The organism is Acidovorax sp. WCS2018Noco2-16 (assembly GCF_031843945.1).
Taxonomy (GTDB): Bacteria; Pseudomonadota; Gammaproteobacteria; order Burkholderiales; family Burkholderiaceae_C; genus Paracidovorax.
Genome location: NZ_JAVTJJ010000005.1, coordinates 39021 through 61998, shown reverse-complemented (window position 1 = coordinate 61998; position 22978 = coordinate 39021). Strand labels below are relative to the sequence as shown.

The window sequence follows — 22978 nt, the reverse complement described above, 5'->3', positions numbered from 1 at the left end:
GAGCCCAGGGCATAAACTAAATCTTTTTAGTTCGATAGCCCATAACGCTCAGGACTACTAGAGAAACCGCCCCTGTAACGACGGCAAACCACAAAGTCGACGCTCTACAGATCAGCGTTGCGGCGACGGCAGTGCTCATATCACAGCCTAACGCGGTTAGACCGATAATCATTACTGCTTCAGCAGTTCCTACTCCCCCTGGTACGAAAGACAATGCACCAAACAACATTGCTGCACCATATATTCCTGCCACATTGATAAGGGGTTGGGAAAAGTCCATTATCCCCAATACAAGGGTTAAACCTATGACCTCCAGACCCCAAGCAGTCACTCCTAATCCTGCGCCAAAAGCCAAACTTTTCATACTGAAAATAGGTTCTGCCTTGAGCAATTGCAGGTCTATTTTCTGCAACGCGGCAAGGGCCCGTTTCCAACCCGCCCCTTCTACAAAATCAATTATCAACTGCCTGATATGTTTGGTGCGAAGAAATACTACTGCTAAAAACATTCCTAAAACCAGTATCGCAACCCACGGAATGTAGGTGGGAAAGTTAACAAGAATGAGCGAAGCAAAAATAGTTATAACAAAGAGATCTAAAACGTGCTCATACAAGAATACCCAGGTTGACACTCCATATCCAACACCGAAAGGCTTCAAAAAAACTGCTCTAAGCCATTCTCCGGCCTTCCCAGGCGTAACCGTCATAGCAAAACCTGCCAAATAAATTGGGAAATGTATCTTGAACGGAACTTCAACAGACATTATCGCAATGGTACGACTCCACCGGAAATATCTCAGAAAATAATTTCCGAAGGACAAGCCCAATATCAACAGCCAACTTGTCAAATCAACTCGTCCTAGCGCAATTAAAGTGCTTTTATAATCTATTTTGAAAAAAATCAGCGCATAGAGTATGAAGGCCAAAATTGCCAGTGCAATCAATCTGAACATACATTTTGGGCGCATTTTAATCACCAAGACAAATCGACATGGCTTAGTCCCTTACGGCTGAAGCACCAAGTTTTCGAACTCGTCAACATAGCTCTCGCAATGACCAAGTTTTTTTACGACACAATACTGACCTACCAAGGTTTTCATAGATGCATGTAACTTAGCCAAATTGAACGCCTTCAACTGTTGACGAGATTCGACGTAATACTTTCTTGCTGCATAAGTATCACCTTCAAGATACAACAATGCCACCATTTGATGCGCTATATTAAATTCAGAACCTTTCGGGGCGATGGACTGTGCCTCGTCAAGTTTTTTTCTCGCTTGGACCAAGTCTCCATTGAATATTATTAGTGCCTGCGAATAATTCATTAATGTACCAACATGTGTATAGGCAAATGTTGAGCGAAGGTCGTCTCCATGAATCTTTTTCCAAATCTGCCCAGCATGTTTCTCAAGCCCTTCATAATATTTCAATGCTTCGGGATCGTGCTCCAGCAACAGATATATAGCGTAAACGGTTTGTACATCCAACGGTAATTGACCCCCATATCTACTACGTATAGCTTCAATTTCGGCGGTAAACTTCTGTTTGGCGACTGGATTACTTTCCTTTGACAAAGAATACAGATAATTTGTTCTGATAATGTTGTTGTCTGGATTTATGGAGTATTGCCAGCTCCACAGCCTTAGGCTACTTTCCCACATCGACGCTATCGTGTAAGTCACAAATGACATAACGGAGAGACAAATAACGGCCAACGCTCCACACAAAAATTTTTCTGAAGAACGCATCCGCGAACTAAATTTCCCCCATCCCTCCATCAACAACGTCGCCACCGCAATACTAAATGGCGCCAAAGGAAGTGACAAAAATCTTTCTGAACCAATCGTTTCCCCATTCATAATGGGAACAAATCCCATAACAGGAAGTAATCCAAGATAAAAGCCCAACAGCAGCTTGGCCCACGACTGACCTTTAAATGCCTGCCAAATTACACCTAAAAAAACTAGAATCGATGTAACTACGACAAAACTATTTTGTCGCCAAGAATTGATTTCTAAAGACCAGTCATGCCGTGGCGTAATTGATCCAAAGGGGAAAACGCTCAAAAAAGTATAAAACGAAAGAGTGCGAGCCCACTTGATGGAATCATTGAAAATTTCCAGCAGATTTGGTCCACCAAATTCTGAGTAAGAAGCGAATCCCAATGCTATTTTTCTTGTTATGAAATAAACTACAGCCGCACAGAGGTAAGCCGCCAAAAAAGGGCTTGTTTTATTAATTGAATTTTTAATTCCTTTGAAAAACGCCGGCTTCGTTGAATTACTAGCCATAACAAGCAATAGACATAGCCCTGGAAAAAGTATGCCTGTTTCCTTCGATGCCATGGCAAGCATTGTTAATATGAATACTGCCAATACGCGTACAGAGATGATTTTGGTGACTTGGTCTTTTGAAGCCATGACAACTACGCATGCTGACAAAGTTAACATGGTAGCCATTAGATCGAACCGACCGGAAACCCATGCCACACTTTCCACCAAGCAAGGATGCGCAGCATATAAAAAAGCCGCGATTATTCCACGACTTTTAACATATGCAGCACCATTGAAAACCTGAATGGTCAGATGAAAAATTAGGCAAACACTGCACGCATGAATTAAAGTATTTATTGCGTGTGAGTATATTGGATTCAAGCCAAACCAACGCATCTCGAGAAGCCACGTAAATAGCACCAGTGGCCGAAAATACGAAGAGTCCGGCAATATAGGACGTGCAACTGCCTGCCATGAAAATATGCCTTCTCTTAAGAGCGTATTTTCAACAAAGAGCGTATTGTCATCCCAAACGTAACCAAAAAAAATGGATTGGCCGTATATACATACGACAAACGTCAGCAATAAAATATACGGGACAATGCTGAGATTTTTTATTTTCATAGATTTGAGGTAAAAAAAAGCGAGGCCTAGGCCTCGCTTTTAGATCTCACAGTATTAACGGCATTCAGAAGGCGCGTACTTTGCAGGCAAAGTTCCGGCTGTTCTGCTACCCAAATTACGATTTTCCGCCGATTTGTTAGTTTGTGAGCCGCAGGCCCAGTCGATAGCGCCTTGAGCGGACGCCGTAGGAGCTGCGCTATTCACGTTTGGAGAAAACACCAGGGTGTTTCCGTTCAATCCAGTTGGCATGCCATTACCGGAAGTTGCAGCGATAGTCACCGTGATTGCCCAAGGTGTAGATTCAGCAATGGTGTAGCCCGAAACATATTTAGAGCTCTTAGTATTTGCAGAGGCCGAGTTGATAGCGATAGCGGCAGCAGTCAAGCCGTTAATTGAATCTGTCTGGAATGCTTCAGACAAAGCACTTTTTGGAGAGCTGGCCGCAATGACCGCTTCAGATACCTTAGCACGTACTGTGTAGTCTTGATAAGCTGGCAAGGCGACAGCAGCCAAAATACCGATAATCGCCACTACGATCATCAATTCGATCAGGGTAAAACCCTTTTGCAGATTGCGTTTCATAAGATTCTCCAAAGAGTCAATTTCAAAAGAAACCTGCCGAAGGATTCTTCAGGTTCGGCATGGTTACAGCAGGTTGCATGCCAGCGTGCTGACGTCTTCTCGAGGGTACTCAAGTCGGCAATTGTCACCAAAAAGTTACACCAACGGGTCCGGAGGGCGTCTGGTGACAAATTTGTAGCCCTACTCTGTCATGTCAGACGATCCGTCACGCAGATCAAGTTAATACGAACTCCATTTCAGTTCCAGCCAATTCGATTCGGTCTCCTGTTTTTAAAGCAGTGGCTTGTGAACTGGTAGCAACTCCATTCACTCGGGCCGTACCTTCCCCCTCCACATGTACCAGCACAAATTCGTTGTGCCGCTTATTGATGGAGGCAACGGCCGCCCCAGGCTTACCAATGGTGGTCACCACCTTCGTCAGCACCACCTCACGGCCGGCAGCCGGACCCGTCAGCACGCGTATCGACGCGGTTTGTGGCGTGGCCGTCAGCGGCATTGACCCGGACAGTGGCGCGGGACGAGACACCGCCGGACGCGGCGGAGCCATGCCCGGCTTGAACACCATCGTCCGCTCAAAATTATCAGCAGGCTCTGCCTCGTGCACGAAGCGAATTTTGTATTTGCCCAGCTCAACCGTGTCCCCGTTGCGCAAGGGTTGGCGCTTGACCGGCGTGGCGTTGATATAGGTGCCGTTGGTGCTTTGGAGATCTTCGATCTCAACCACGCCACCCGGCACAGGCATGTGCAGCACCGCATGTTCACCACTGATAGCCAGGTTGTCGATCACCACGTCGTTGTAGGGGCGGCGGCCAATCGTGGTGCGGTCCTTAGTGAGCGGGACCTCCTTGATCACCACGCCGTCGATAGAGACGATCATTTTGGGCATGGGCCACTACTCCTCATTGGTCTGTCGTTGTTGTCGTCGTTATTCATGGTCATTGCCGGCGCTTCTTTCAATCTGCACCAGCAGCGCCCAGCAGGCGGGACATCAGGCCCCGCCGTCTGGTCAAACCGCCCGCAGCGGCATGGCTGTGAACCAGCAGCACGCTGATGTTGTCTCGCCCACCCAGGTTGTTCGCCAGTTCGACCAGCCGCGAAGCCTTGTCGGGTAAAGCAAGGGGCATGCACGCCATCTCGGCCAGGGCATCGTCTTCCACCATGTCGGTCAGGCCGTCTGAACACAGAATGAACAGATCACCGGCTTGCACCGGAAACTCGTTGATCTCGACCTGTACCGCAGCATCTACGCCCAAAGCACGGGTGACCAGGTTCCGATAGCCCGATGCGGCGGCCTCTTCAGGCGACAGCAAGCCAGCATCGATCTGCTCTTGCAGCCAGGAATGGTCACGGGTGATTTGCTGCAATGCGCCATCGCGCAGGCGGTAGCATCGCGAATCGCCGATGTGGCCCAGAATGAGCCGCTCTTGCTGAAACACGCCTACGACCAGGGTGGTGCCCATTCCGGCATATTCAGAGTGCGCGAGTGCAGCGCTCAAAATGGCGTAGTTAGCGTTGGTGACACATATCTCTAGCGCCCGGCGCACGTCAGAGGCCGATGCGGCCGGGCCGACTTCGCTCAGCCAGCGAGCCATTTCAGTGCCGATGAATTCGGTGGCCATGCTGCTGGCTACCTCGCCCGCGTTGTAGCCACCCATGCCGTCGGCCAACACCACAATCTGGGCGTCTTCCAGCACGGACACAGCGTCTTCGTTGTTGCTGCGTACCCGCCCGCGATCTGACAGTGCACAGAACTCGTAGCTCAAACGGGCGGCGGGAAAAGGCCTCATGCGCAACGCCGCTCCACACAGGCTGCCGCATCACGAATGATCAAAAGAAGAGTTGCGCGCGAACACCAGATCGGTTCCGCTGAAAGGTTGTGAAAATCCGCCATATCGTGCCTTGTTGGGTCGCGCACGCATCATAGACGAGGGGGTGCACCGTGGCACACCCCATAGTGAAAGCCTGTACAGGTTGGCCCGGCATCGCCTCCAACCGGGTGGATCAGCCAGTTAGGCCAGCACTGAGAGCCGAGCGATCAGCCGGCGCAAAAAAGGCGCCGCTTTTGCAATCAAACCGAGACAGCACCACGGCGTTGGGCACGCGCCTGCATGAATTTGCCGCCCCCCACCACCAGCAAGGCACCCAGCGCAGCCGCAACGTAATGCAGCCACGGGTGCGCGATGGCGTAGCCGTGCAGCGCGGCATCGTTGGCGATGGTTTCACCGCCCACCCAGCCGATCAAGCCCGCACCCAGCAAAATGATGACGGGAAAGCGCTCCATCAGCTTGATCATCAGCGTGCTGCCGAAAATGACCAGCGGAATGCTGATAGCCAAGCCCAGGATCAGCAAGACCATGTTGCCCTGCGCGGCTGCGGCCACGGCGATCACGTTGTCCAGACTCATCACCAGGTCGGCAATCAGGATGGTGCGCACCGCAGCCATCAATCCGCCGTTCGATTTCGACTCGCCGCCCTCTTCGTCGCTGTCTGTGAGCAGTTGAAAACCGATCCAGAGAAGCAGGCAGCCCCCAATGATTTGCAGGAATGACAATTCCAGCAGTTTGGCCGCTACGACGGTGAGCACGATGCGTAGAAACACCGCGGCGCCGGAGCCCCAGGCGATGGCCCTTTTCTGTTGATGCGGGGGCAGGGAACGGGCCGCCAGCGCAATGACGACGGCGTTGTCGCCCGACAGAATGATGTTGATCCAGACGATCTTGACCAAGCCGATCCAGAAATCGGCGGAATGAACGAATTCCATAGCTGTTGCTCCACTGTTATGAATGCAAGAAGCGCCCGAAACCTGCGTTTCGGGCGCTTCTCTTTTTTTGGAGCCTGCAGTTTAGCGGTGGCCCAAAGGCCAGGTCGTGCGTAGTTTTGCTTAGGCCTCGCTACGTCACTTCATGTACCGATACCGGCTAAGGTACCAGTGCCCCGTTGTTTGCCAATTACTTCAGTTGGGCCTTGAGCAGCTTGCCCAGTTCCGACGGGTTGCGCGTAATGATGAAGCCCGACTCTTCCATGATGGCCAGCTTGGCATCGGCCGTGTCGGCACCACCGGAGATCAGAGCACCTGCGTGGCCCATGCGCTTGCCGGGAGGGGCAGTCACACCAGCGATGAAGCCGACGATAGGCTTCTTCATGTTGGCCTTGCACCATTGGGCGGCTTCGGCTTCGTCAGGTCCGCCGATTTCGCCGATCATGATCACGGCATCGGTGTCGGGGTCGTCGTTGAAGGCCTTCATCACGTCGATGTGCTTCAAGCCATTGATGGGGTCGCCACCAATGCCCACAGCGCTCGACTGGCCCAGGCCCACTTCGGTCAGCATGGCCACGGCTTCATACGTCAGCGTGCCGGAGCGGCTCACGACGCCGATACGGCCCTTGCGGTGGATGTGGCCGGGCATGATGCCGATCTTGATTTCGTCAGGCGTGATCAGGCCGGGGCAGTTGGGGCCCAACAGCAGCGTGCGCTTGCCGCCAGCGGCTTCCTTGGCCTTCATCTTGTTGCGCACTTCCAGCATGTCGCGCACCGGGATGCCTTCGGTGATGCAGATCGCCAGGTCCAGGTCGGCCTCGACGGCTTCCCAGATGGCGGCAGCTGCGCCTGCGGGCGGCACGTAGATCACCGACACGGTGGCGCCGGTCTGCGATGCGGCTTCCTTGACGGAGGCGTAGATCGGTATGTTGAAGATCGACTCGCCGGCCTTCTTGGGGTTCACCCCGGCCACGAAGGCGTTCTTGCCATTCGCGTATTCCTGGCACTTCTCGGTGTGGAACTGGCCCGTCTTGCCCGTGATGCCCTGGGTGATGACCTTGGTGTCTTTGTTGATGTAGATCGACATGATGCGTGTCCTAGTCAGTCGGGGACAGAGCTAAAGATCTGCCCCCAAGGTCATTACTTAACGGCAGCAACGATCTTCGTCGCGGCTTCGGCCATGGTGTCAGCAGCAATGATGGGCAGGCCGGATTCGGCCAGCATCTTCTTGCCCAGCTCTTCGTTGGTGCCCTTCATGCGCACGACCAGCGGCACGTTCAGATTCACGGCCTTGCAGGCCGTGATCACGCCGGTGGCGATGGTGTCGCACTTCATGATGCCGCCGAAGATGTTGACCAGAATGCCTTCAACCTTGGGGTTCTTGAGCATGATCTTGAAGGCTTCGGTGACCTTCTCGGGGGTGGCACCGCCGCCCACGTCCAGGAAGTTGGCCGGCTCGCCGCCGAACAGCTTGATGGTGTCCATGGTGGCCATGGCCAGGCCGGCGCCGTTCACCAGGCAGCCGATGTTGCCGTCCAGGCTGATGTAGGCCAGGTCGAACTTGGAAGCTTCCACTTCAGCCGGGTCTTCTTCGTCCAGGTCGCGGAAGGCCACGATTTCTGGGTGGCGGAACAGCGCGTTGGCGTCGAAGTTGAACTTCGCGTCCAGGGCCATCAGGTTGCCCTTGGAGTCGCAGTTCAGCGGGTTGATTTCCACCAGCGACGCGTCGGTTTCCATGTAGCACTTGTAGATCTTGGCGAAGATGTCTACGGCCTGGTCGACGGAAGCACCGGTCAGGCCGATGGCGGCTGCGACCTTCTTGCTTTGCTCGGTGGTGATGCCGACGATGGGATCGATCATCTCGGTGATGATCTTCTCGGGGGTGGAGTGGGCCACTTCCTCGATATCCATGCCGCCTTCGCTCGACGCGATCAGGGCGACCTTCTGCGTGCCGCGGTCGGTGACCAGGGAAACATACAGTTCGTTCTTGATGTCGGCGCCGTCTTCGATGTACAGGCGGCGGACCTTCTGGCCTTCAGGGCCGGTCTGGTGCGTTTTGAGCTGCATGCCCAGGATTTCGCCCGAGATGCGCTTGACGTCTTCAATGGTCTTGGCAACCTTGACGCCGCCGCCCTTGCCACGGCCACCCGCGTGGATCTGGGCCTTGACCACCCACACGGGGCCGCCGAGCTTCTGAGCAGCTTCAACGGCTTCCTGCACCGTGAAAGCAGGAATGCCGCGCGGAACGGGCACACCAAAATTGCGCAAGATTTCCTTGCCTTGGTATTCGTGAATCTTCATGAGGTCTCTCTCAGGAAAGGATGGTGGTTACCCGTTTGCCATGATCAGATGTGAGATGTCTGGCGCGGGCTAGGGACATGGCAACCGGCGACTGTATCATGCTGCGACGCACCATCCATGTGGATATAACTTACTTGCCCATAGCGGCCAGGCCGCGTTTTTCGCAGGAGCAGATTGATGTCTAAAGTGTTTATCGATGGCGAAGCCGGCACCACGGGACTGGAGATCCGCGAGCGCCTGCAGGCCATGCCGCAGATCGAGTTGGTGAGCATTGCGCCCGAACTGCGTAAGGACGTGGCCGCCAAGCGCGCCCTCATTGCCGGCGTCGATCTGGTGGTGCTGTGCCTGCATGACGACGCCGCACGGGAAACCGTGGCGCTGGTCGATGCCATCACGGCAGAAACGGGTCGCACCATCCGCATCATTGACGCCTCCACCGCGCACCGCACGGCGCCTGGCTGGGTTTATGGCTTTCCTGAGCTGTCGGCCGGCCAGGCCGCCGCAGTGAAAGGATCCTTGCGTGTATCCAACCCCGGCTGCTACGCCACGGGCGCCATTGCGCTGGTAAGGCCTTTGATCGATGCCGGCCTATTGCCCAAAGACTACCCGCTGGCCCTGCCATCGGTCAGCGGCTATTCGGGCGGTGGGCGCACGATGATCGAAGCCTACGAAAAGGGTGAAGCCCCGCCCTACGAGCTGTATGCGCTGGGCCTGTCGCACAAGCACATTCCCGAGATTTTGAAGTACACAGGCCTCACGCGTCGGCCGATCTTCACGCCCTCGGTGGGCAATTTCCGTCAGGGCATGCTGGTGCAGTTGCCCCTGCACCTGGACCTGCTGCCCGGCGCGCCCAAGGCTGCCGACCTGCATGACGCTCTGGCCGCCCACTATGCGCGCAGCAACACGCCCGACCAATGGGTGCGCGTGCTGCCGCACACCGAAGACGGCAAGATCGAGCCGACTGCGCTGAACGACACCAACCAGCTGGAGCTGCGCGTGTTCTCCAGCGACGAGCATCGCCACGCTGTCGTGGTCGCTCGCCTGGACAACCTGGGCAAGGGTGCCAGCGGCGCGGCCGTGCAAAACCTGAAGCTGATGTTGGGCCTGTAATCCGCCTACCGCGTTCGGCGGGGCCGCTTGTTCAGGCGCTGCCCATGCGCTGGAACAAGCCGCCCGGCAGCCGGGCGACCCTGCCGTCCAGTTCCAGTTCCAGCAGCGCCACCTGTAGCCCGGCCGTGTCGCGCCCGGTGCGCGCCTGCAGGGCATCCAGGCTCACCGGGTCGAAGCCCAGCGCCGCCAGCAAGTCGGCGTAAGGGCCGGCGCTGTCGCCGCCCTGCAGTGCGGCGCTTTCGCTGTCCGGCTCTGTGGCGTCGCCCACCGCATGGGCTGGCGACAGGCGCAATTCTTCCAAGACATCCTGCGCTGACTCGACCAGCTTGGCGCCCTGGCGGATCAGCGCGTGACAGCCGCGCGACTGCGGCGCGTGGATGGAGCCCGGGATCGCAAACACCTCGCGGCCCTGTTCGGAGGCGAGGCGCGCCGTGATCAACGAGCCGGAAGCCAGCGCCGCCTCGACCACCAGCGTGCCCTGCGACAGCCCCGCAATGATGCGGTTGCGCTTCGGAAAGTTGCCAGGCAACGGCGGCGTGCCCAGCGGGTATTCGCTTACCAACAAACCGTGCTGCGCGATGCGGCGGGCCAGTTCCAGATTGCGGCGCGGGTAGACCCGGTCGAGCCCGGTGCCGACGATGGCGATGGTGGCGGGCAATGCGGGATCGCCTGCATCCAACAGCGCGCCTTCGTGCGCAGCAGCGTCCACACCCAGCGCCAGGCCCGACACGATGCAGAGCCCGGACGCTCTCAGCGCACGGGCGAACTGGCGCGCGTTGTCGGCGCCCTGCGCAGTCGGGTTGCGGCTGCCGACGACAGCCAGGCATCGTGCAGCGGGAAAGGGGTCGCATTCACCGTACACGAAGCGCGGCGCACCCGTCAGGTACAGCAGCAACGGCGGATCTTCGGTTTCCAGCAGATTGCGCGGGTAGGCCGGGTCGCCCAGCGTAAGCAACCCCCGGGCGGGCGCCGGCAACTCGCCGGGCACCGACGCAGAAGCAGCACCAGCCAGCCACTGGCGGGTATCCTCCACCTGCGCGTCGAGTCCGTCAGGCACCTGGCACAACGTGCGGGCCTGGGCGGGTGTCACGCACGATTGCAGCGCGTGCTCGGTCTGCGCAAAGATGGCTTGCGGCAGGCCAAACGTGGCCAACAGGCGCCTGGCCGCCATGTTGCCCACGCCGGTACTCAGCGTCAGCCGCAACCAAGCGGTCAGTTCGTCGATGTCCATGCCTTGCCTGCAGAAAGAACGGCCGCCCGGTAACCGGGCGGCAGCCGTGTCATGGTCTTAATCGGCTTACTGCGGGTTGACCAGGCGGTCACCCACGCGCACGCCCTCTTGCACCTGCAGCAGCAGCGCGTACGAGACGCGGTCAAAGGTGCGGAACACCATGGCGGTGCCGTTGGCCTCGCTCGGCAGGCGGATGGTGCCGCGCCGCTCATCGGTCTTGTCCTTGATGCGCTGGCCCTGGGTGAGCACGGTCAGGACGTGGCCGGCCTCGATGCCGTCGCGCGTGCCCTTGTTGATGGCGACGACCTGGTTCTGCGCGGCATAGGCCACGGCGGTGCTGCCGTAGAGCGACACGACCCGCGCGTCGACCGGCGACTGCGGCGCACGCGGGGTGTAGCTGACATAGCTGCGCTCCGGCAATGGCAGCAGACGGTCGCCTGCGCGGATTTCTTCCTTCGAGGCGCGCAGGTCCACCGTGGCGGGCACGATGTCGACCGTGGTGCCGCCCTTGCCGTCGGGCGTCGATTCGACCGACTGGCTGCGCACCAGTTCGGCCCGGCCGACGTACTGGGATTCATAACCCAGGATCTCGCCGGTGGTGGGGTCTTTCATCGGCGTGGCGTTGCGGAAGACACGGTATTCACGCGGCACCTGCGGCGCCAGCACGAGCGGGTTGCCTTCCGGGCCCAGGGCATAGGCGCGGTCGCCAGTGGTCATCAGCACGCGCTCTTCAGTGGTGGCCACCAGGCGCGGCGCCAGCGACAGCGTGAGTTCATCCACCACCAACGGCTCGACCAGGAAGGGTTCGATCAGGTGCGGCTGCAGCGTGGGCAGCGCGGTGCCGGCCAGGCTGTCGTAGCGGGTGCGGGGCGACACACGCACCGTTTCGCTCGATCCACTACCGCCACGGCTGGTGCTCAGGCGGGCGTAGCCGTCGGACTTTTCCAGGTAAAGCGTCTGGCCGGGGTAGATCAGGTGCGGGTTGGGAATGGCCTGCAGGTTCATGCCCCACAGCTCGGGCCAGCGCCAGGGGCGCTGCAGGTACAGGCCCGAGATGCCCCACAGCGTGTCGCCACGCTTGACCACATAGGTATCGGGCGCGCTGGGCGAGAGCTCGGCCAGCGGCACGCCGCGCGAGGCGACCTGCTGCGCCGTGGCGCGCTGCCCGCCCGTGACGGGGTAGTTGGCTGTCTGCGACCAAGCTGGAAGGACGGACAGGCATCCGCTCAGGAAAGCCAGCGTGCCCAGCACGGTGCGGCGCGCGCGGATGGGTGCCCTCATGTTGTTCCTCTTGTGTTGCATTGGGAAAGCCAAATGTCGTTTGGCAGAGCCGGGCCAGTCATCTTCTGTAACGATTGCAACAGTGCCCACGACGTTCAAAACCTTTTGAGATTCTCTGCGCAAGCCCATCCAGGGGCAACGATTATTGCGACCGGCTTGCGCAAGCCCACAGGAAAGTGGCGAAAATAGCGACATATTCCCCCTGCGCCATGGCCATTCTTTCCATTCTCCGTTACCCCGATCCACGTCTGCACAAGGTTGCCCAACCCGTTCAGCAGGTGGATGACCGCGTGCGCGCCCTGCTGGACGACATGCTCGCCACCATGTACGACGCGCAAGGCATCGGGCTGGCGGCCACCCAGATCGATGTGCACGAACGCATCGTCGTCATCGACGTGTCCGAAGACCGCGACACGCCGCTTGTGCTGATCAACCCTGAGATCGTCTGGTCCAGCCCCGAGCGGGTAACCGGCGAAGAGGGCTGCCTGTCGGTGCCCGGCGTCTACGACGGGGTGGAACGCGCCGCCGCCGTGCATGTGCGCGCGCTGGGCCGCGACGGCCAGCAACGCGTGATCGAGGCCGACGGCCTGCTTGCCGTGTGCGTTCAACATGAGATGGACCACCTGCTGGGCAAGGTGTTCGTCGAATACCTGTCGCCGCTCAAGCGCAACCGCATCAAGACCAAGCTGGTCAAGCAGCAGCGCGAGGACCAACGCCCATGAACGACGGCCCAGGCTGTAGCCTCCGGCCAGTCGCTCGGCCAGCGCTGATGCGCGCGCTGTGGCTGCCGTTGGCGGCCCTGGCCGTGGCGCTGCTGCTGGCTGGTTGCGCCACCGGGCCCACGTCGCTGGCGGCCGGCACACCCCGCGCGGCGGTGGTGGCGCAACTGGGCGCGCCGTTCGTCGCGACGCCGCTGCAGGGCGGTGGCGAGCGGCTGGTCTACAGCACCCAGCCGATGGGCTTTTACGTCTACCACGTCGACCTGGACGTCAGCGGGCGCGTGGCGCGCACCGAGCAGGTGCTCACTTTCAGCCGGCTGGCGGGCATTCCGATCGGCCAGTGGACGGCCGCAGACGTGCGCGACACCTTTGGCCCGCCCATGCGCGTCGAGCGCGTCTACAGCTTCGACGGCGACGTGTGGACGTACCGCTTCATTGCCGACATCAACCTGCGCCGCCTGGCGCACATGCATATCGACCCCGCCGGCGTGGTGCGCCGCGTCATGTTCACCGACGAGCCGCTGTCCGACGACGACCGTTCGTTCTGATCGAGTTCCCAGCGCCTTGCCGGCGCCGGGGCTTCGGTTCCGTTTCCGCCCGAGCCCATGAAGATCGTTTTTGCCGGTACGCCGGATTTCGCCCGTGTCGCCCTGCAACGCCTGCTGGACGCGGGCTTCACCGTGCCGCTGGTGCTGACCCAGCCCGACCGCCCCGCCGGCCGGGGCATGAAACTGCAGGCCTCGCCCGTCAAGCAATGCGCGCTGGACCAAGGCATCGCCGTAGCCCAGCCGCGCAGCCTGCGCCTGGACGGTAAGTACCCCGAAGACGCCGCCGCCGCGCGCGATGCGCTGCTGGCAGTCGGGGCCGACGCGATGGTGGTGGCCGCCTATGGGTTGATTCTTCCGCAGTGGGTACTTGATCTGCCAGCGAAGGGTTGCTTCAACATCCACGCCAGCCTGCTGCCGCGCTGGCGCGGGGCCGCGCCCATTCACCGCGCCATCGAGGCGGGCGATGCCGAAACAGGCGTCACCATCATGCAGATGGACGCCGGGCTGGACACCGGCGACATGCTGCTGATCGAAAAAACCGCCATCGCACCTACCGACACCACGGCCACGCTGCACGACCGGCTGGCCGACCTGGGCGGCCGCATGATCGTGGAGGCGCTGGAGCTGGCGGCCTGCGGCGGCCTCGCCGCCACACCCCAGCCGGCCGAGGGCGTGACCTACGCGCACAAGATCGAAAAAGTCGAAAGCGCCATCGACTGGTCGCTGCCCGCCGAGGTCATCGGCCGCCGCATTCGTGCGTTCGATCCGTTCCCTGGCGCCAACACCATCGCCAACGGCGAAGTCGTCAAGCTGTGGAACTATGAAATAGATAGCAGCTTGCGCTCAACCAATAAGCGCTACGGCGAGATTTTATCGGTGGATTCTTCAGGCATTGCCATCGCCACAGGCGATGGCGCCTTGCGACTGACCGTGCTGCAGCGCGCCGGCGGCAAGCGCCTGCCGGTGGCCGACTTCCTGCGCGGCTTTCCCCTGGCGCCCGGCCAGGTGCTGGGCGAGGTGCCGGCATGAGCCCTACTGCTCCGCCAGCGGCAGGCCGCTCCGCCGCCGTGCGCGCCACCGTCCGCGACCCGGCCTTTCGCTCCGGCGTGGTCGACATGCTGGCCACCTGCCTGGGCATCGGCGCCTGGGGGCTGGTCACCGGCGTGGCCATGGTCAAGACGGGGCTGTCGGTGCCGATGGCGATCTTCATGTCGCTGGTCGTCTATGCCGGCAGCGCGCAGCTGGCCGTGCTGCCGCTGCTGGCGGTGGGCGCGCCGCTGTGGGTGGTGTGGCTGACGGCGTCGTGCGTCAACCTGCGCTTCGTCATCTTCAGCAGCATGTGGCGCAGTTACTTCCACACGCTGCCGCTGCGCCAGCGGCTGGCGGTGGGCTACTTCAGCGGCGACGTGATCTTCGTCGCCTTCATGAAGCGCTTTCCCCAGCCGGAACCCAAGCCGGAACAGGTGCCCTACTTCTGGGGCGCGGCGTCGGCCAACTGGCTGGCCTGGCAGGTGCCGTCGATAGCGGGCATTCTGCTGGCCAACGCCGTGCCGCTGTCGTGGGGGCTGGGCTTTGCCGGCGTGCTGGCGCTGCTGGGCGTGCTGCTGTCCATGCTGTTCGACCGGGCCACCTGGCTGGCCACCTTCGTGGCGGGCACGGCGGCCATCGCGGCCTTTGCGCTGCCGCTCAAGCTGAACATTCTGGTGGCGATTGCCGCGGCGGTGACGGCCGGCCTGCTGATCGAGGCGGCGGACAAGCACCTTCGCCGCAAGCCCAAGGTGCTGCTGGTGCCGGCCGACAGCCCGCTGCCGCCCGAAGACCGCAAGCAGGTCGAGGACGGCGACGTGCCGCTGCGCGAGGAGCGCCACCCATGAACGGGAACTTCGACTGGTCGTGGGTCGTGCCCGCCCTCGCCATCCTGGGCCTGGCGGTCATCACGGTCGTCTCGCGCGCCTTCTTCATGATTCCAGAGCGCGAGCTGCCCATGCCCGACTGGCTCAAGCGCGGGCTCAAATACGCGCCGCTGGCTGCGCTCGCCGCCGTGATCGCGCCGGAGCTGCTGATGACGCAGGGCGAGCTGATCGACACCGTGCGCGACGCCCGCCTGCCCGCCGTGCTGTGCGCCGTGGGTTACTACTTCTGGCAGCGCGGCATTCTGGGCACCATCGTGGTGGGCATGGCGGTGTACCTGCCGCTGCATATCGGCTGGGGCTGGTAAGGCGCAAGAAGGCGCAAGGGCATGAATCTCGCCGCCTACAATGCGGCGCACCGTTTTTGCCCCTTCCTGGCCGTGATCGACCACCCGATTGGCCACCTCTTTTCAGACCCCATGCACATCCTTCGCTTTTCCGATCTCTGCGCCCAGGGCAAGGCCCGCAACCAGCGCGTGTTCATCCGTGCCGACCTGAACGTGCCCCAGAGTGATGACGGCAGCATCACCGAAGACACGCGCATCCGCGCTTCGGTGCCCTGCATCCAACTGGCGCTCGATTCCGGCGCCGCCGTGATGGTGACCAGCCACCTGGGCCGGCCGACCGAAGGCACGCTTAACCCCGCCGATTCGCTGGCGCCGGTCGCAAAGCGCCTGGCAGAACTGCTGGGCCGCGACGTGCCGCTGGTGGCCGACTGGGTGGACGGCGTGAGCGTGGAGCCCGGCCAAGTCGTGCTGCTGGAAAACTGCCGCGTCAATCAAGGCGAGAAGAAGAACAGCCCCGATCTGGCGAAAAAGCTGGCGCAGCTGTGCGACATCTACGTGAACGATGCCTTCGGCACCGCGCACCGCGCCGAGGGCACGACCTACGGCATCGCCGAATACGCGCCGGTGGCCTGCGCCGGCCCGCTGCTGTCGGCCGAGATCGACGCCATCACCCAGGCGCTGGCCCAGCCGAAGCGCCCGCTGGTCGCCATCGTGGCGGGCAGCAAGGTCAGCACCAAGCTGACCATTCTGCAAAGCCTGGCCAGGAACGTGGACGGCCTGATCGTGGGCGGCGGCATTGCCAACACCTTCATGCTGGCCGCCGGCCTGAACATCGGCAAGAGCCTGGCCGAGCCCGACCTGCTGGGCGAAGCCCGCGCGGTGATCGAGGCGATGAAGGCACGCGGCGCTGCCGTGCCGATTCCGACCGACGTGGTGGTCGCCAAGACCTTCGCTGCCGATGCGCCCGCCACCGTCAAGGCGGCCACCGACGTGGCCGATGACGACCTGATCCTGGACATCGGCCCGGAAACGGCCGCCAAGCTGGCACAGCAGTTGAAGGCCGCCGGCACCATCGTCTGGAACGGCCCGGTGGGCGTGTTCGAGTTCGCCGCGTTCGAGAACGGCACCAAGGTCATCGCGCAGGCGATTGCCGAATCGTCCGCGTTCAGCATTGCGGGTGGCGGCGACACGCTGGCGGCCATCGCCAAGTACGGCATCGAGAAAGACGTGGGCTACATCTCCACCGGCGGCGGCGCGTTCCTGGAAGTGCTGGAAGGCAAGACGCTGCCGGCGTTCGAGATTCTGGCCAAGCGCGCCAACGGCTGATCCGCGTCTTTAGGCAGATTCAAGCCAAATCGGCCTCTAGCGCTTATCAGACAAGCGCTGGCTGCTATCAAAAAAGAAGCCCGCCTGGCTTGGCGCCTGCGGGCTTCTTTGTTTTGGTGAAGACGTTCAACCGAACAGGTAGGTGCCGCCCGTCCAGGCCAGATAGCCCAGCACGCTGAAATACGCCACGCTCACCACCAGGCCCAGATAGCCCAGCAGCACGAAAAGGCCGTCGCGCTGCAGCAGGCCCACGGCCAGCAGCAGGATGCCCACGGCCGGGGCGGTGTTGGAAAACGGAATCGGCCCCAGCGGCGCCATCAGCAGCAGGCCTCCGAACACCATGGCCGCGTAGTTCACGCGCAGCAGCGGGCCGGCCGTCAGCCCCAGCCAGCGGGCCTTCACCCAGCGGTCGATGCGGCCCACCAGGCCTACGCCCTTGCGCAGCACCGGCACCAGCTTGCGGCCGTCCATGGGGCGGTCCAGGATGCGCTGGGGCAGCCACGGCAGGCGGTTCAAGAACAGCGCGCCGGTCAACAGCACGATGGCCGCCCCGAACACGGTGGAGACGCCCGGAATCGACACCGGGATCAGGAACGGCAGCGTGGCCAGCGCGCAGACCAGCAACATGCCCTCTCGCCCGCTGCGCTCGAGCAGCGTGCGCAACGTGATGGTGTCGCCGTCGATGTCGTCGATCAGCGAGGCGAGCAGGTGGCTCAGCATGGCGGCGCCCCAAGAAGGCGGCGAGCGCGGACGACAAGTCGAAGCAATGAGGAGGGTGCAGGCATGGGCGCGCATTGTGCCGGCCGGCCGCCCGCTGTCTGTGGCAAAGCCCCCTCAATGGAAGGCCAACACCTAGAATCGCCGCCCATGACTTTCACTGACATGCTGCGCGGCGCGACTGCGCAGAACGACTCCCTGCTGTGCGTCGGGCTGGACCCGGAACCGCAGCGCTTTCCGGCCCATCTGCGGGGCGACTCCACCAAGATCTACGACTTCTGCGCCGCCATCGTCGATGCGACGGCCGACCTGGTGAACGCCTTCAAGCCGCAGATCGCCTACTTTGCCGCGCACGGCGCCGAAGACCAGCTCGAGCGGCTGATGCGCCACATGCGCGCTACTGCGCCGCACGTGCCCGTCATTCTGGACGCCAAGCGCGGCGACATCGGCTCCACCGCCGAGCAGTACGCCCGCGAGGCCTTCGAGCGCTACGGCGCCGACGCGGTGACGCTCTCGCCCTTCATGGGTTTCGACTCCATCGCGCCTTACCTGGCCCACCACGGCAAGGGCGCGATTCTGCTGTGCCGCACATCCAACCCGGGCGGCGACGACCTGCAGGCCCAGCGCCTGGCCAGCGTGGACGGCCAGCCGCTGCTGTACGAACACATCGCCCGCCTGGCGCAAGGCCCCTGGAACACGAACGGCCAGTTGGGCCTGGTGGTGGGCGCCACCTACCCGGCCGAAATCGAGCGCGTGCGCGCACTCGCGCCGACGCTGCCGCTGCTGATTCCTGGCGTGGGCGCGCAGGGCGGCGATGCGGCGGCCACCGTGCGCGCCGGGCTGCGCCATGACGGGCCGATCATCGTCAGCTCGTCGCGCGCGGTGCTGTATGCGTCGGCGGGCGACGACTTTGCCGCTGCGGCACGCACGGCTGCCGAAACCACGCGCGCATCCCTTAACGCCGCTCGGCCGTAATTCCCCAAAAGCACAGCCATGCAGCTGAAGTGGCTGGAAGACTTCCTGGTGCTGGCGCAAGAGCGCAGCTTCACCCGCGCGGCCGAGCTGCGGCATGTCACCCACCCCGCCTTCGGGCGCCGCATTCGCGCGCTGGAGGGATGGGCTGGCACGCCGCTCATCGAGCGCGGCGGCGGCCCGGTGCGGCTCACGCCCGCCGGCCAGGCGTTTGTGGAAACGGCGGGGCAGATGGCGCGCAACCTGGCGCAGTCGCACGAAGAATTGCAGTCGATTGCCGGGCGCCAGGCGCGCACGGTGACGCTGGCCACCGGCCGCACGCTGTCGCGCACCGTGGTAGCCGACCTGCTGGTGCGCCTGCGCCCGCAGCTGGGCGATGGCGAGCTGCGTGTGGTCACGCGGTCGCTGGCGGCGGCCGTCGATGAACTGCAGCGCGGCGAGGCCGACTTCTCGCTCATCTACCACCACCCCACGCTGGTGGTGCCGCTGGATGCGCGCCAGTACGCGCACCTGACCGTGGCGAGCGACCGGCTGGTGCCGCTGGCGCGCGCCGACGCTGCAGGCGCGCCGGCGTTTCGCTTCGGTGCCGCCGACGGCCCCGCAGTGCCCTACATCGCCTACGGCCGCACGCTGGCGCTGGGTCGGTTGGTGGAAGACCACCTGGCCAATCACCGCGCAGCCCCGCGCCTGCAGCAGTTGGTGGAATGCGATTCACCCGATGCGCACCTCGAATACGTGCTGCGCGGGCTGGGCGTGTCGTGGCTGCCCTGGTCGATGGCGCATGCGGACTGCAAGGCCTACCGGCTGGCGCCCGCAGGCGACAAGCGCATGGAAATCAAGTTCGACGTGCGCCTGTACCGCCCCAAACGCCGCCTGGGGCCGCTGGCCGAGGCGCTGTGGGCGCAGATGGCGCGGCGCTGAACGCTCGCTCATAGGGGCAAGCCACTGCAATCAGCACCGGTGCGTGCCGTTTCGGCACCATGTTGCAGTGCACGGCTTCGCACAATCGGTGGCATCGCTTCCCCCCACACGGAGATTCCCATGCGCCCCACCGCCACCCTGCGTTCTTCTTCCTTCACCGCCCGCCGCCACGCCCTGGCCGCCGGCACGGCCGCCCTGCTGGCTGCCGCCGCAGCCACCACGCCTGCCGCCTTTGCGCAGCAGCCCGGCGCGGCCTACCCCGCCAAGCCGATCACCATCGTGGTGGGCTACCCGGCCGGCGGCAGCACCGACCTGATGGGCCGGCTGGTGGGCACGGAGCTGTCCAACCGCCTGGGCCAGCCCGTGGTGATCGAGAACATCGGCGGCGCGGGCGGCGCCATCGGTGCGCAGAAGGTGGCCAATGCCCAGCCTGACGGCTACACCCTGCTGGTGGGCGCCAGCAACGAGATCGCCATCAACAAGCTGGTGACGCAGAAGGTCAAGTACGACATCAAGGACTTCACCGCCATCGGCCTGGTGGGCACGCAGCCGATGGTGCTGGTGGCATCGCCCGGCGCGGGGGTGAAGAACGCGGCTGAATTCGTGAAGAAGGTCAGCGCCAACCCAGGCAAGTACAGCTACGGCAGCTCGGGCGTGGGCACGGCGCTGCACCTGACGGGCGAGATGGTCAAGGAGCAGGGCAAGCTGTTCATGACGCACATTCCCTACCGCGGCGTGGCCCCGCTCACCAACGACCTGCTGGGCAACAACCTGGAATTCGGCGTGTTCGTGCTCTCCAGCGGCCTGCCGCACATCAAGAGCGGCAAGGTGGTGGCGCTGGGCACGACCGAAGCCAAGCGCTCGGCCATCACGCCCGACATTCCGGCGCTGGCCGAATCGCCCCAGTTCAAGAACGTGGACATCAACATCTGGTTCGCGCTGATGGCTCCGGCCAAGCTGCCCGCGCCGGTGTACGACAAGCTCAAGAAGGCGCTTAACGACACGCTGCAGTCGCCCGAATTCCGCAAGAAGATGGAAGCCGCCGCATCGGTGGTGGCATCGCCCACCGTGGACGCCGACAAGTTCATCGCCGCCGAGATCGCCAAGTACCAGAAGATCGTGCAGTTCGCCAAGATCGAGGAATAAGGCATGACGACGACCGCAACGATGACGCCCACCGCGCGCCACGGCGCAGCGCCCCTGGTCTTCGCCCTGCCCGCTCCCGACATCTCTGCCTGGCGCGCCGGCAACACCGGCACCGAAGGCGTCTGGCGCCTGGACAGCGGCCAGCCCGGCCGCCACGTGATGATCAGCGCGCTGGTGCACGGCAACGAGCTGTGCGGCGCCTGGGCGCTCAAGGGTTTGCTGGAAGCGGGCCTCAAGCTGCAGGCCGGCTCGCTCACGCTGGCGTTCTGCAACCTGGCCGCGTTCGACCGGTTCGATGCGGCCGACCACGACGCCTCGCGCTTCGTCGACCAGGACATGAACCGCCAGTGGAGCGACGACCGCATCGACGCGGCCGACACGCAGGAACGCCGCCGGGCCGCCCAGCTGCGCCCCTTCGTGCAGCAGGCCGACTGGCTGCTGGACCTGCATTCCATGCACGAGCCCAGCGCGCCGCTGTCGCTTACCGGCATGCCGCCGCGCAACCGCGCGCTGGCCCGCACCATGGGCGCGCCCGCGCATGTGGTGATCGACGCCGGCCACAAGGACGGCACCCGCATGCGCGACTACGGCCGCTTCGGGCTGCCCGATGACTCAGCCGGCGATTCGCGCTCGCTGCTGATCGAATGCGGCTTTCATGGCGACCCGGCCAGCCGCGTGGTGGCGCAAGACCAATGCGTGCGCTTTCTGGTCGCCGCCGGCACCCTGAGCGCCGCTGAGGCCGAGCGCCAGCTGCCCGGCTGGCGCCAGCCCGACGCCCCCGCGCAATGGGCGCTGGAAGTCACCGGCCCAGTGGTTGCGAAGAGCGAGCACTTTCGCTTCACCGAGCCCTTCACCGGACTGGAAGTGATCGCGAAGGCTGGCACGGTGATCGGCTGGAACGCCGCCGACGCCAGCGAAGCCATCCACGGCGGCGAGCCGGTGGCGACGCCCTACGACGACTGCGTGCTGGTCATGCCCTCAACCCGCCAGGCCCGCGCGGGCGTGACGGTGGTGCGCTTCGCCCAGCGCTCGCCACTCTGACGCTGCCCTGGGCTGAGTTTGCTATTGTTTTTGTAGCTTATAGCGCTTGATGGATAAGCGCTAGAGGCCAAAAACACTTCAAAACCACAGCCCGTTCAGCGGGCCCGGCGCGCCGCCGCCCAGCGCGGCCCCAGCACCACACAGGCCAGCGCCAGCACCACGAAGGCCACCCCGGCCCATTGCCAGGGCGACACCACCTCGCCCAGCACCAGCGTGCCGGCGGCCAGGCCCACCACGGGCACGCCCAGGCTGAACGGCGCCACGCGGTTGGCCGGGTGGCGGGTCAGCAACGTGGTCCACAGGCCGTAGCCCACGATGGTGGCCACCCAGCCCAGGAACAGGGCGGAACCCCACGCGGCAGCTGGCAGCGCGGCCCAGGTGGCGGGCTGCAGCCAGCGGGCGGCGTCAGGGTCCGCCAGCGCCGACAAGCCCATGAAGGGCACGATCGGCACCAGGCAGCTCCAGACGACAAACGCCAGCGGGTCGTAGCCGGGCGACTCTTGCTGTGCGCGGCGCGCCACGATGTTGGACGCCGCCCACGACGACGCCCCGCACAGCGCCAGCGCCACGCCCAGCAGCGTGACGTCGCCGCCCAAGGCGCCCGGTGTGGTGAAGTGCAGGCCGAAGCACGCCAGCCCGATGCCCGCCAGCCCCATGCCGACGATCAGGGGGCGGCCGGGCCGCTCTTGCAGCAGCATGAACGCCCAGAGCGCGGTGAAGAACACCTGCGTCTGCATCAGCACGCTGGCCAACGCCGCCGTCAGCCCCACGCGCAGCGCGAAGAACACCATGCCGAACTGCCCCACGCCCTGAAAGAGCCCGTACAGCACCACCCAGCGCCAGTGCACGGCCGGCGGGCGCAGGAAGAACACCAGCGGCAACGCCGCGCACACGTAGCGCACGGCGCCCAGCTGGAACGGCGTGAAGTGGCGCAGGCCCCACTTCATTACCACGAAGTTCACGCCCCAGATCGTCACCACGAGCAGCGCAGCCACCAGGTCGCGCGTGCCCAGGGGCGCGGGCGGGGCCCGGCTCAAGGGTGCCCCTCGCCGGCCGGGAATCGAACGCAGAAGCAACAGGGGCGGGAATAGGACATGCGGTGCAGAACAGTGGGTGGGGGAGGCCGGAACATCCAGCCCCCGGGGGAATTATTCCGCAGACGCGGCCGGCGTGCGATGCACGCCGGGCTTGATGCGCATCAAATTGGTGCGGCCTGATAGTTGCTACATTGA

Annotated in this window: 23 protein-coding genes; 11 read left to right on the top strand and 12 right to left on the bottom strand. The window is 62.7% G+C overall.

Features of this window, described 5'->3' with window-relative positions; translation table 11 throughout:
• Window positions 1-16: 16 nt before the first annotated feature.
• The 8 genes from RQI28_RS12570 to sucC all read right to left on the bottom strand — a co-directional run bounded on the left by RQI28_RS12570 (window position 17) and on the right by sucC (window position 8537).
• Complete coding sequence (locus tag RQI28_RS12570) at window positions 17-952, bottom strand: lysylphosphatidylglycerol synthase transmembrane domain-containing protein (protein WP_311222237.1); 936 nt, start codon at window positions 950-952, stop codon at window positions 17-19.
• Window positions 953-1003: 51 nt separating this feature from the next.
• Window positions 1004-2896, bottom strand: a complete 1893-nt coding sequence (locus tag RQI28_RS12565) for a hypothetical protein (RefSeq protein ID WP_311222236.1) — start codon at window positions 2894-2896, stop codon at window positions 1004-1006.
• A gap of 54 nt (window positions 2897-2950) precedes the next feature.
• Window positions 2951-3478: a pilin gene (locus RQI28_RS12560; RefSeq protein ID WP_311222235.1), complete on the bottom strand. Its 528-nt coding sequence runs from the start codon at window positions 3476-3478 to the stop codon at window positions 2951-2953.
• Window positions 3479-3692: 214 nt separating this feature from the next.
• Entirely contained in the window at window positions 3693-4364 is a 672-nt protein-coding gene (locus RQI28_RS12555) for an FHA domain-containing protein (RefSeq protein WP_311222234.1), read from the bottom strand.
• A gap of 67 nt (window positions 4365-4431) precedes the next feature.
• Window positions 4432-5265 (bottom strand): Stp1/IreP family PP2C-type Ser/Thr phosphatase, encoded by an 834-nt coding sequence (locus RQI28_RS12550; RefSeq protein WP_311222233.1) that lies wholly within the window; start codon window positions 5263-5265, stop codon window positions 4432-4434.
• Window positions 5266-5546: 281 nt separating this feature from the next.
• On the bottom strand, window positions 5547-6239 hold the full coding sequence (locus RQI28_RS12545; protein ID WP_311222232.1) for a TerC family protein: 693 nt from the start codon (window positions 6237-6239) through the stop codon (window positions 5547-5549).
• A gap of 187 nt (window positions 6240-6426) precedes the next feature.
• The gene (gene sucD, locus RQI28_RS12540) at window positions 6427-7323 is read right to left on the bottom strand and encodes a succinate--CoA ligase subunit alpha (RefSeq protein ID WP_010464520.1); all 897 of its coding nucleotides are present in this window, start codon (window positions 7321-7323) and stop codon (window positions 6427-6429) included.
• Between the two features lie 53 nt (window positions 7324-7376).
• Window positions 7377-8537: an ADP-forming succinate--CoA ligase subunit beta gene (gene sucC, locus RQI28_RS12535; RefSeq protein WP_010464519.1), complete on the bottom strand. Its 1161-nt coding sequence runs from the start codon at window positions 8535-8537 to the stop codon at window positions 7377-7379.
• A gap of 177 nt (window positions 8538-8714) precedes the next feature.
• Between sucC and argC the strand changes: the two genes are divergently transcribed.
• Window positions 8715-9647 carry an N-acetyl-gamma-glutamyl-phosphate reductase gene (gene argC / locus RQI28_RS12530; RefSeq protein WP_311222231.1) on the top strand — a complete coding sequence of 311 codons (933 nt, stop codon included), beginning with the start codon at window positions 8715-8717 and terminating at the stop codon, window positions 9645-9647.
• 31 nt (window positions 9648-9678) lie between these two features.
• Here the strand turns inward: argC and dprA are convergent, their stop codons facing one another.
• Both dprA and RQI28_RS12520 read right to left on the bottom strand, forming a co-directional pair.
• Complete coding sequence (dprA, locus tag RQI28_RS12525) at window positions 9679-10878, bottom strand: DNA-processing protein DprA (RefSeq protein ID WP_311222230.1); 1200 nt, start codon at window positions 10876-10878, stop codon at window positions 9679-9681.
• A 66-nt stretch (window positions 10879-10944) separates the two neighbouring features.
• Window positions 10945-12159: a LysM domain-containing protein gene (locus RQI28_RS12520; protein WP_311222229.1), complete on the bottom strand. Its 1215-nt coding sequence runs from the start codon at window positions 12157-12159 to the stop codon at window positions 10945-10947.
• A 209-nt stretch (window positions 12160-12368) separates the two neighbouring features.
• Between RQI28_RS12520 and def the strand changes: the two genes are divergently transcribed.
• The 6 genes from def (at window position 12369) to RQI28_RS12490 (ending at window position 16949) form a co-directional block, all read left to right on the top strand.
• Complete coding sequence (gene def, locus RQI28_RS12515) at window positions 12369-12881, top strand: peptide deformylase (protein WP_311222228.1); 513 nt, start codon at window positions 12369-12371, stop codon at window positions 12879-12881.
• Complete coding sequence (locus tag RQI28_RS12510; protein ID WP_311222227.1) at window positions 12878-13426, top strand: hypothetical protein; 549 nt, start codon at window positions 12878-12880, stop codon at window positions 13424-13426. The genes def and RQI28_RS12510 overlap by 4 nt, the downstream gene beginning before the upstream one ends.
• A gap of 57 nt (window positions 13427-13483) precedes the next feature.
• A complete protein-coding gene (gene fmt, locus RQI28_RS12505) occupies window positions 13484-14455 on the top strand; it encodes a methionyl-tRNA formyltransferase (protein WP_311222226.1) in 972 nt (323 codons plus the stop codon).
• On the top strand, window positions 14452-15300 hold the full coding sequence (locus tag RQI28_RS12500; protein WP_311222225.1) for an AzlC family ABC transporter permease: 849 nt from the start codon (window positions 14452-14454) through the stop codon (window positions 15298-15300). Before fmt ends, RQI28_RS12500 begins: the two co-directional genes overlap by 4 nt.
• Window positions 15297-15644, top strand: coding sequence for an AzlD domain-containing protein (locus RQI28_RS12495; protein ID WP_311222224.1), 348 nt, complete (start codon window positions 15297-15299; stop codon window positions 15642-15644). The genes RQI28_RS12500 and RQI28_RS12495 overlap by 4 nt, the downstream gene beginning before the upstream one ends.
• 111 nt (window positions 15645-15755) lie before the next feature.
• Window positions 15756-16949 carry a phosphoglycerate kinase gene (locus RQI28_RS12490; protein ID WP_311222380.1) on the top strand — a complete coding sequence of 398 codons (1194 nt, stop codon included), beginning with the start codon at window positions 15756-15758 and terminating at the stop codon, window positions 16947-16949.
• 126 nt (window positions 16950-17075) lie between these two features.
• On the opposite strand, the gene RQI28_RS12485 is transcribed toward RQI28_RS12490, so the two are convergent.
• Window positions 17076-17669, bottom strand: a complete 594-nt coding sequence (locus tag RQI28_RS12485) for an exopolysaccharide biosynthesis protein (RefSeq protein ID WP_311222223.1) — start codon at window positions 17667-17669, stop codon at window positions 17076-17078.
• Between the two features lie 147 nt (window positions 17670-17816).
• Between RQI28_RS12485 and pyrF the strand changes: the two genes are divergently transcribed.
• The 4 genes from pyrF to RQI28_RS12465 all read left to right on the top strand — a co-directional run bounded on the left by pyrF (window position 17817) and on the right by RQI28_RS12465 (window position 21746).
• Window positions 17817-18641, top strand: coding sequence for an orotidine-5'-phosphate decarboxylase (pyrF, locus tag RQI28_RS12480; protein ID WP_311222222.1), 825 nt, complete (start codon window positions 17817-17819; stop codon window positions 18639-18641).
• A gap of 18 nt (window positions 18642-18659) precedes the next feature.
• Window positions 18660-19559, top strand: a complete 900-nt coding sequence (locus RQI28_RS12475; protein ID WP_311222221.1) for a LysR family transcriptional regulator — start codon at window positions 18660-18662, stop codon at window positions 19557-19559.
• A gap of 120 nt (window positions 19560-19679) precedes the next feature.
• Window positions 19680-20705, top strand: coding sequence for a tripartite tricarboxylate transporter substrate-binding protein (locus RQI28_RS12470; protein ID WP_311222220.1), 1026 nt, complete (start codon window positions 19680-19682; stop codon window positions 20703-20705).
• Window positions 20706-20708: 3 nt separating this feature from the next.
• Window positions 20709-21746, top strand: coding sequence for a succinylglutamate desuccinylase/aspartoacylase family protein (locus RQI28_RS12465; RefSeq protein WP_404976885.1), 1038 nt, complete (start codon window positions 20709-20711; stop codon window positions 21744-21746).
• 95 nt (window positions 21747-21841) lie between these two features.
• Here RQI28_RS12465 and RQI28_RS12460 read toward each other — a convergent pair whose 3' ends face one another.
• Window positions 21842-22783, bottom strand: a complete 942-nt coding sequence (locus RQI28_RS12460) for an EamA family transporter (RefSeq protein WP_311222219.1) — start codon at window positions 22781-22783, stop codon at window positions 21842-21844.
• Window positions 22784-22978: the final 195 nt, after the last annotated feature.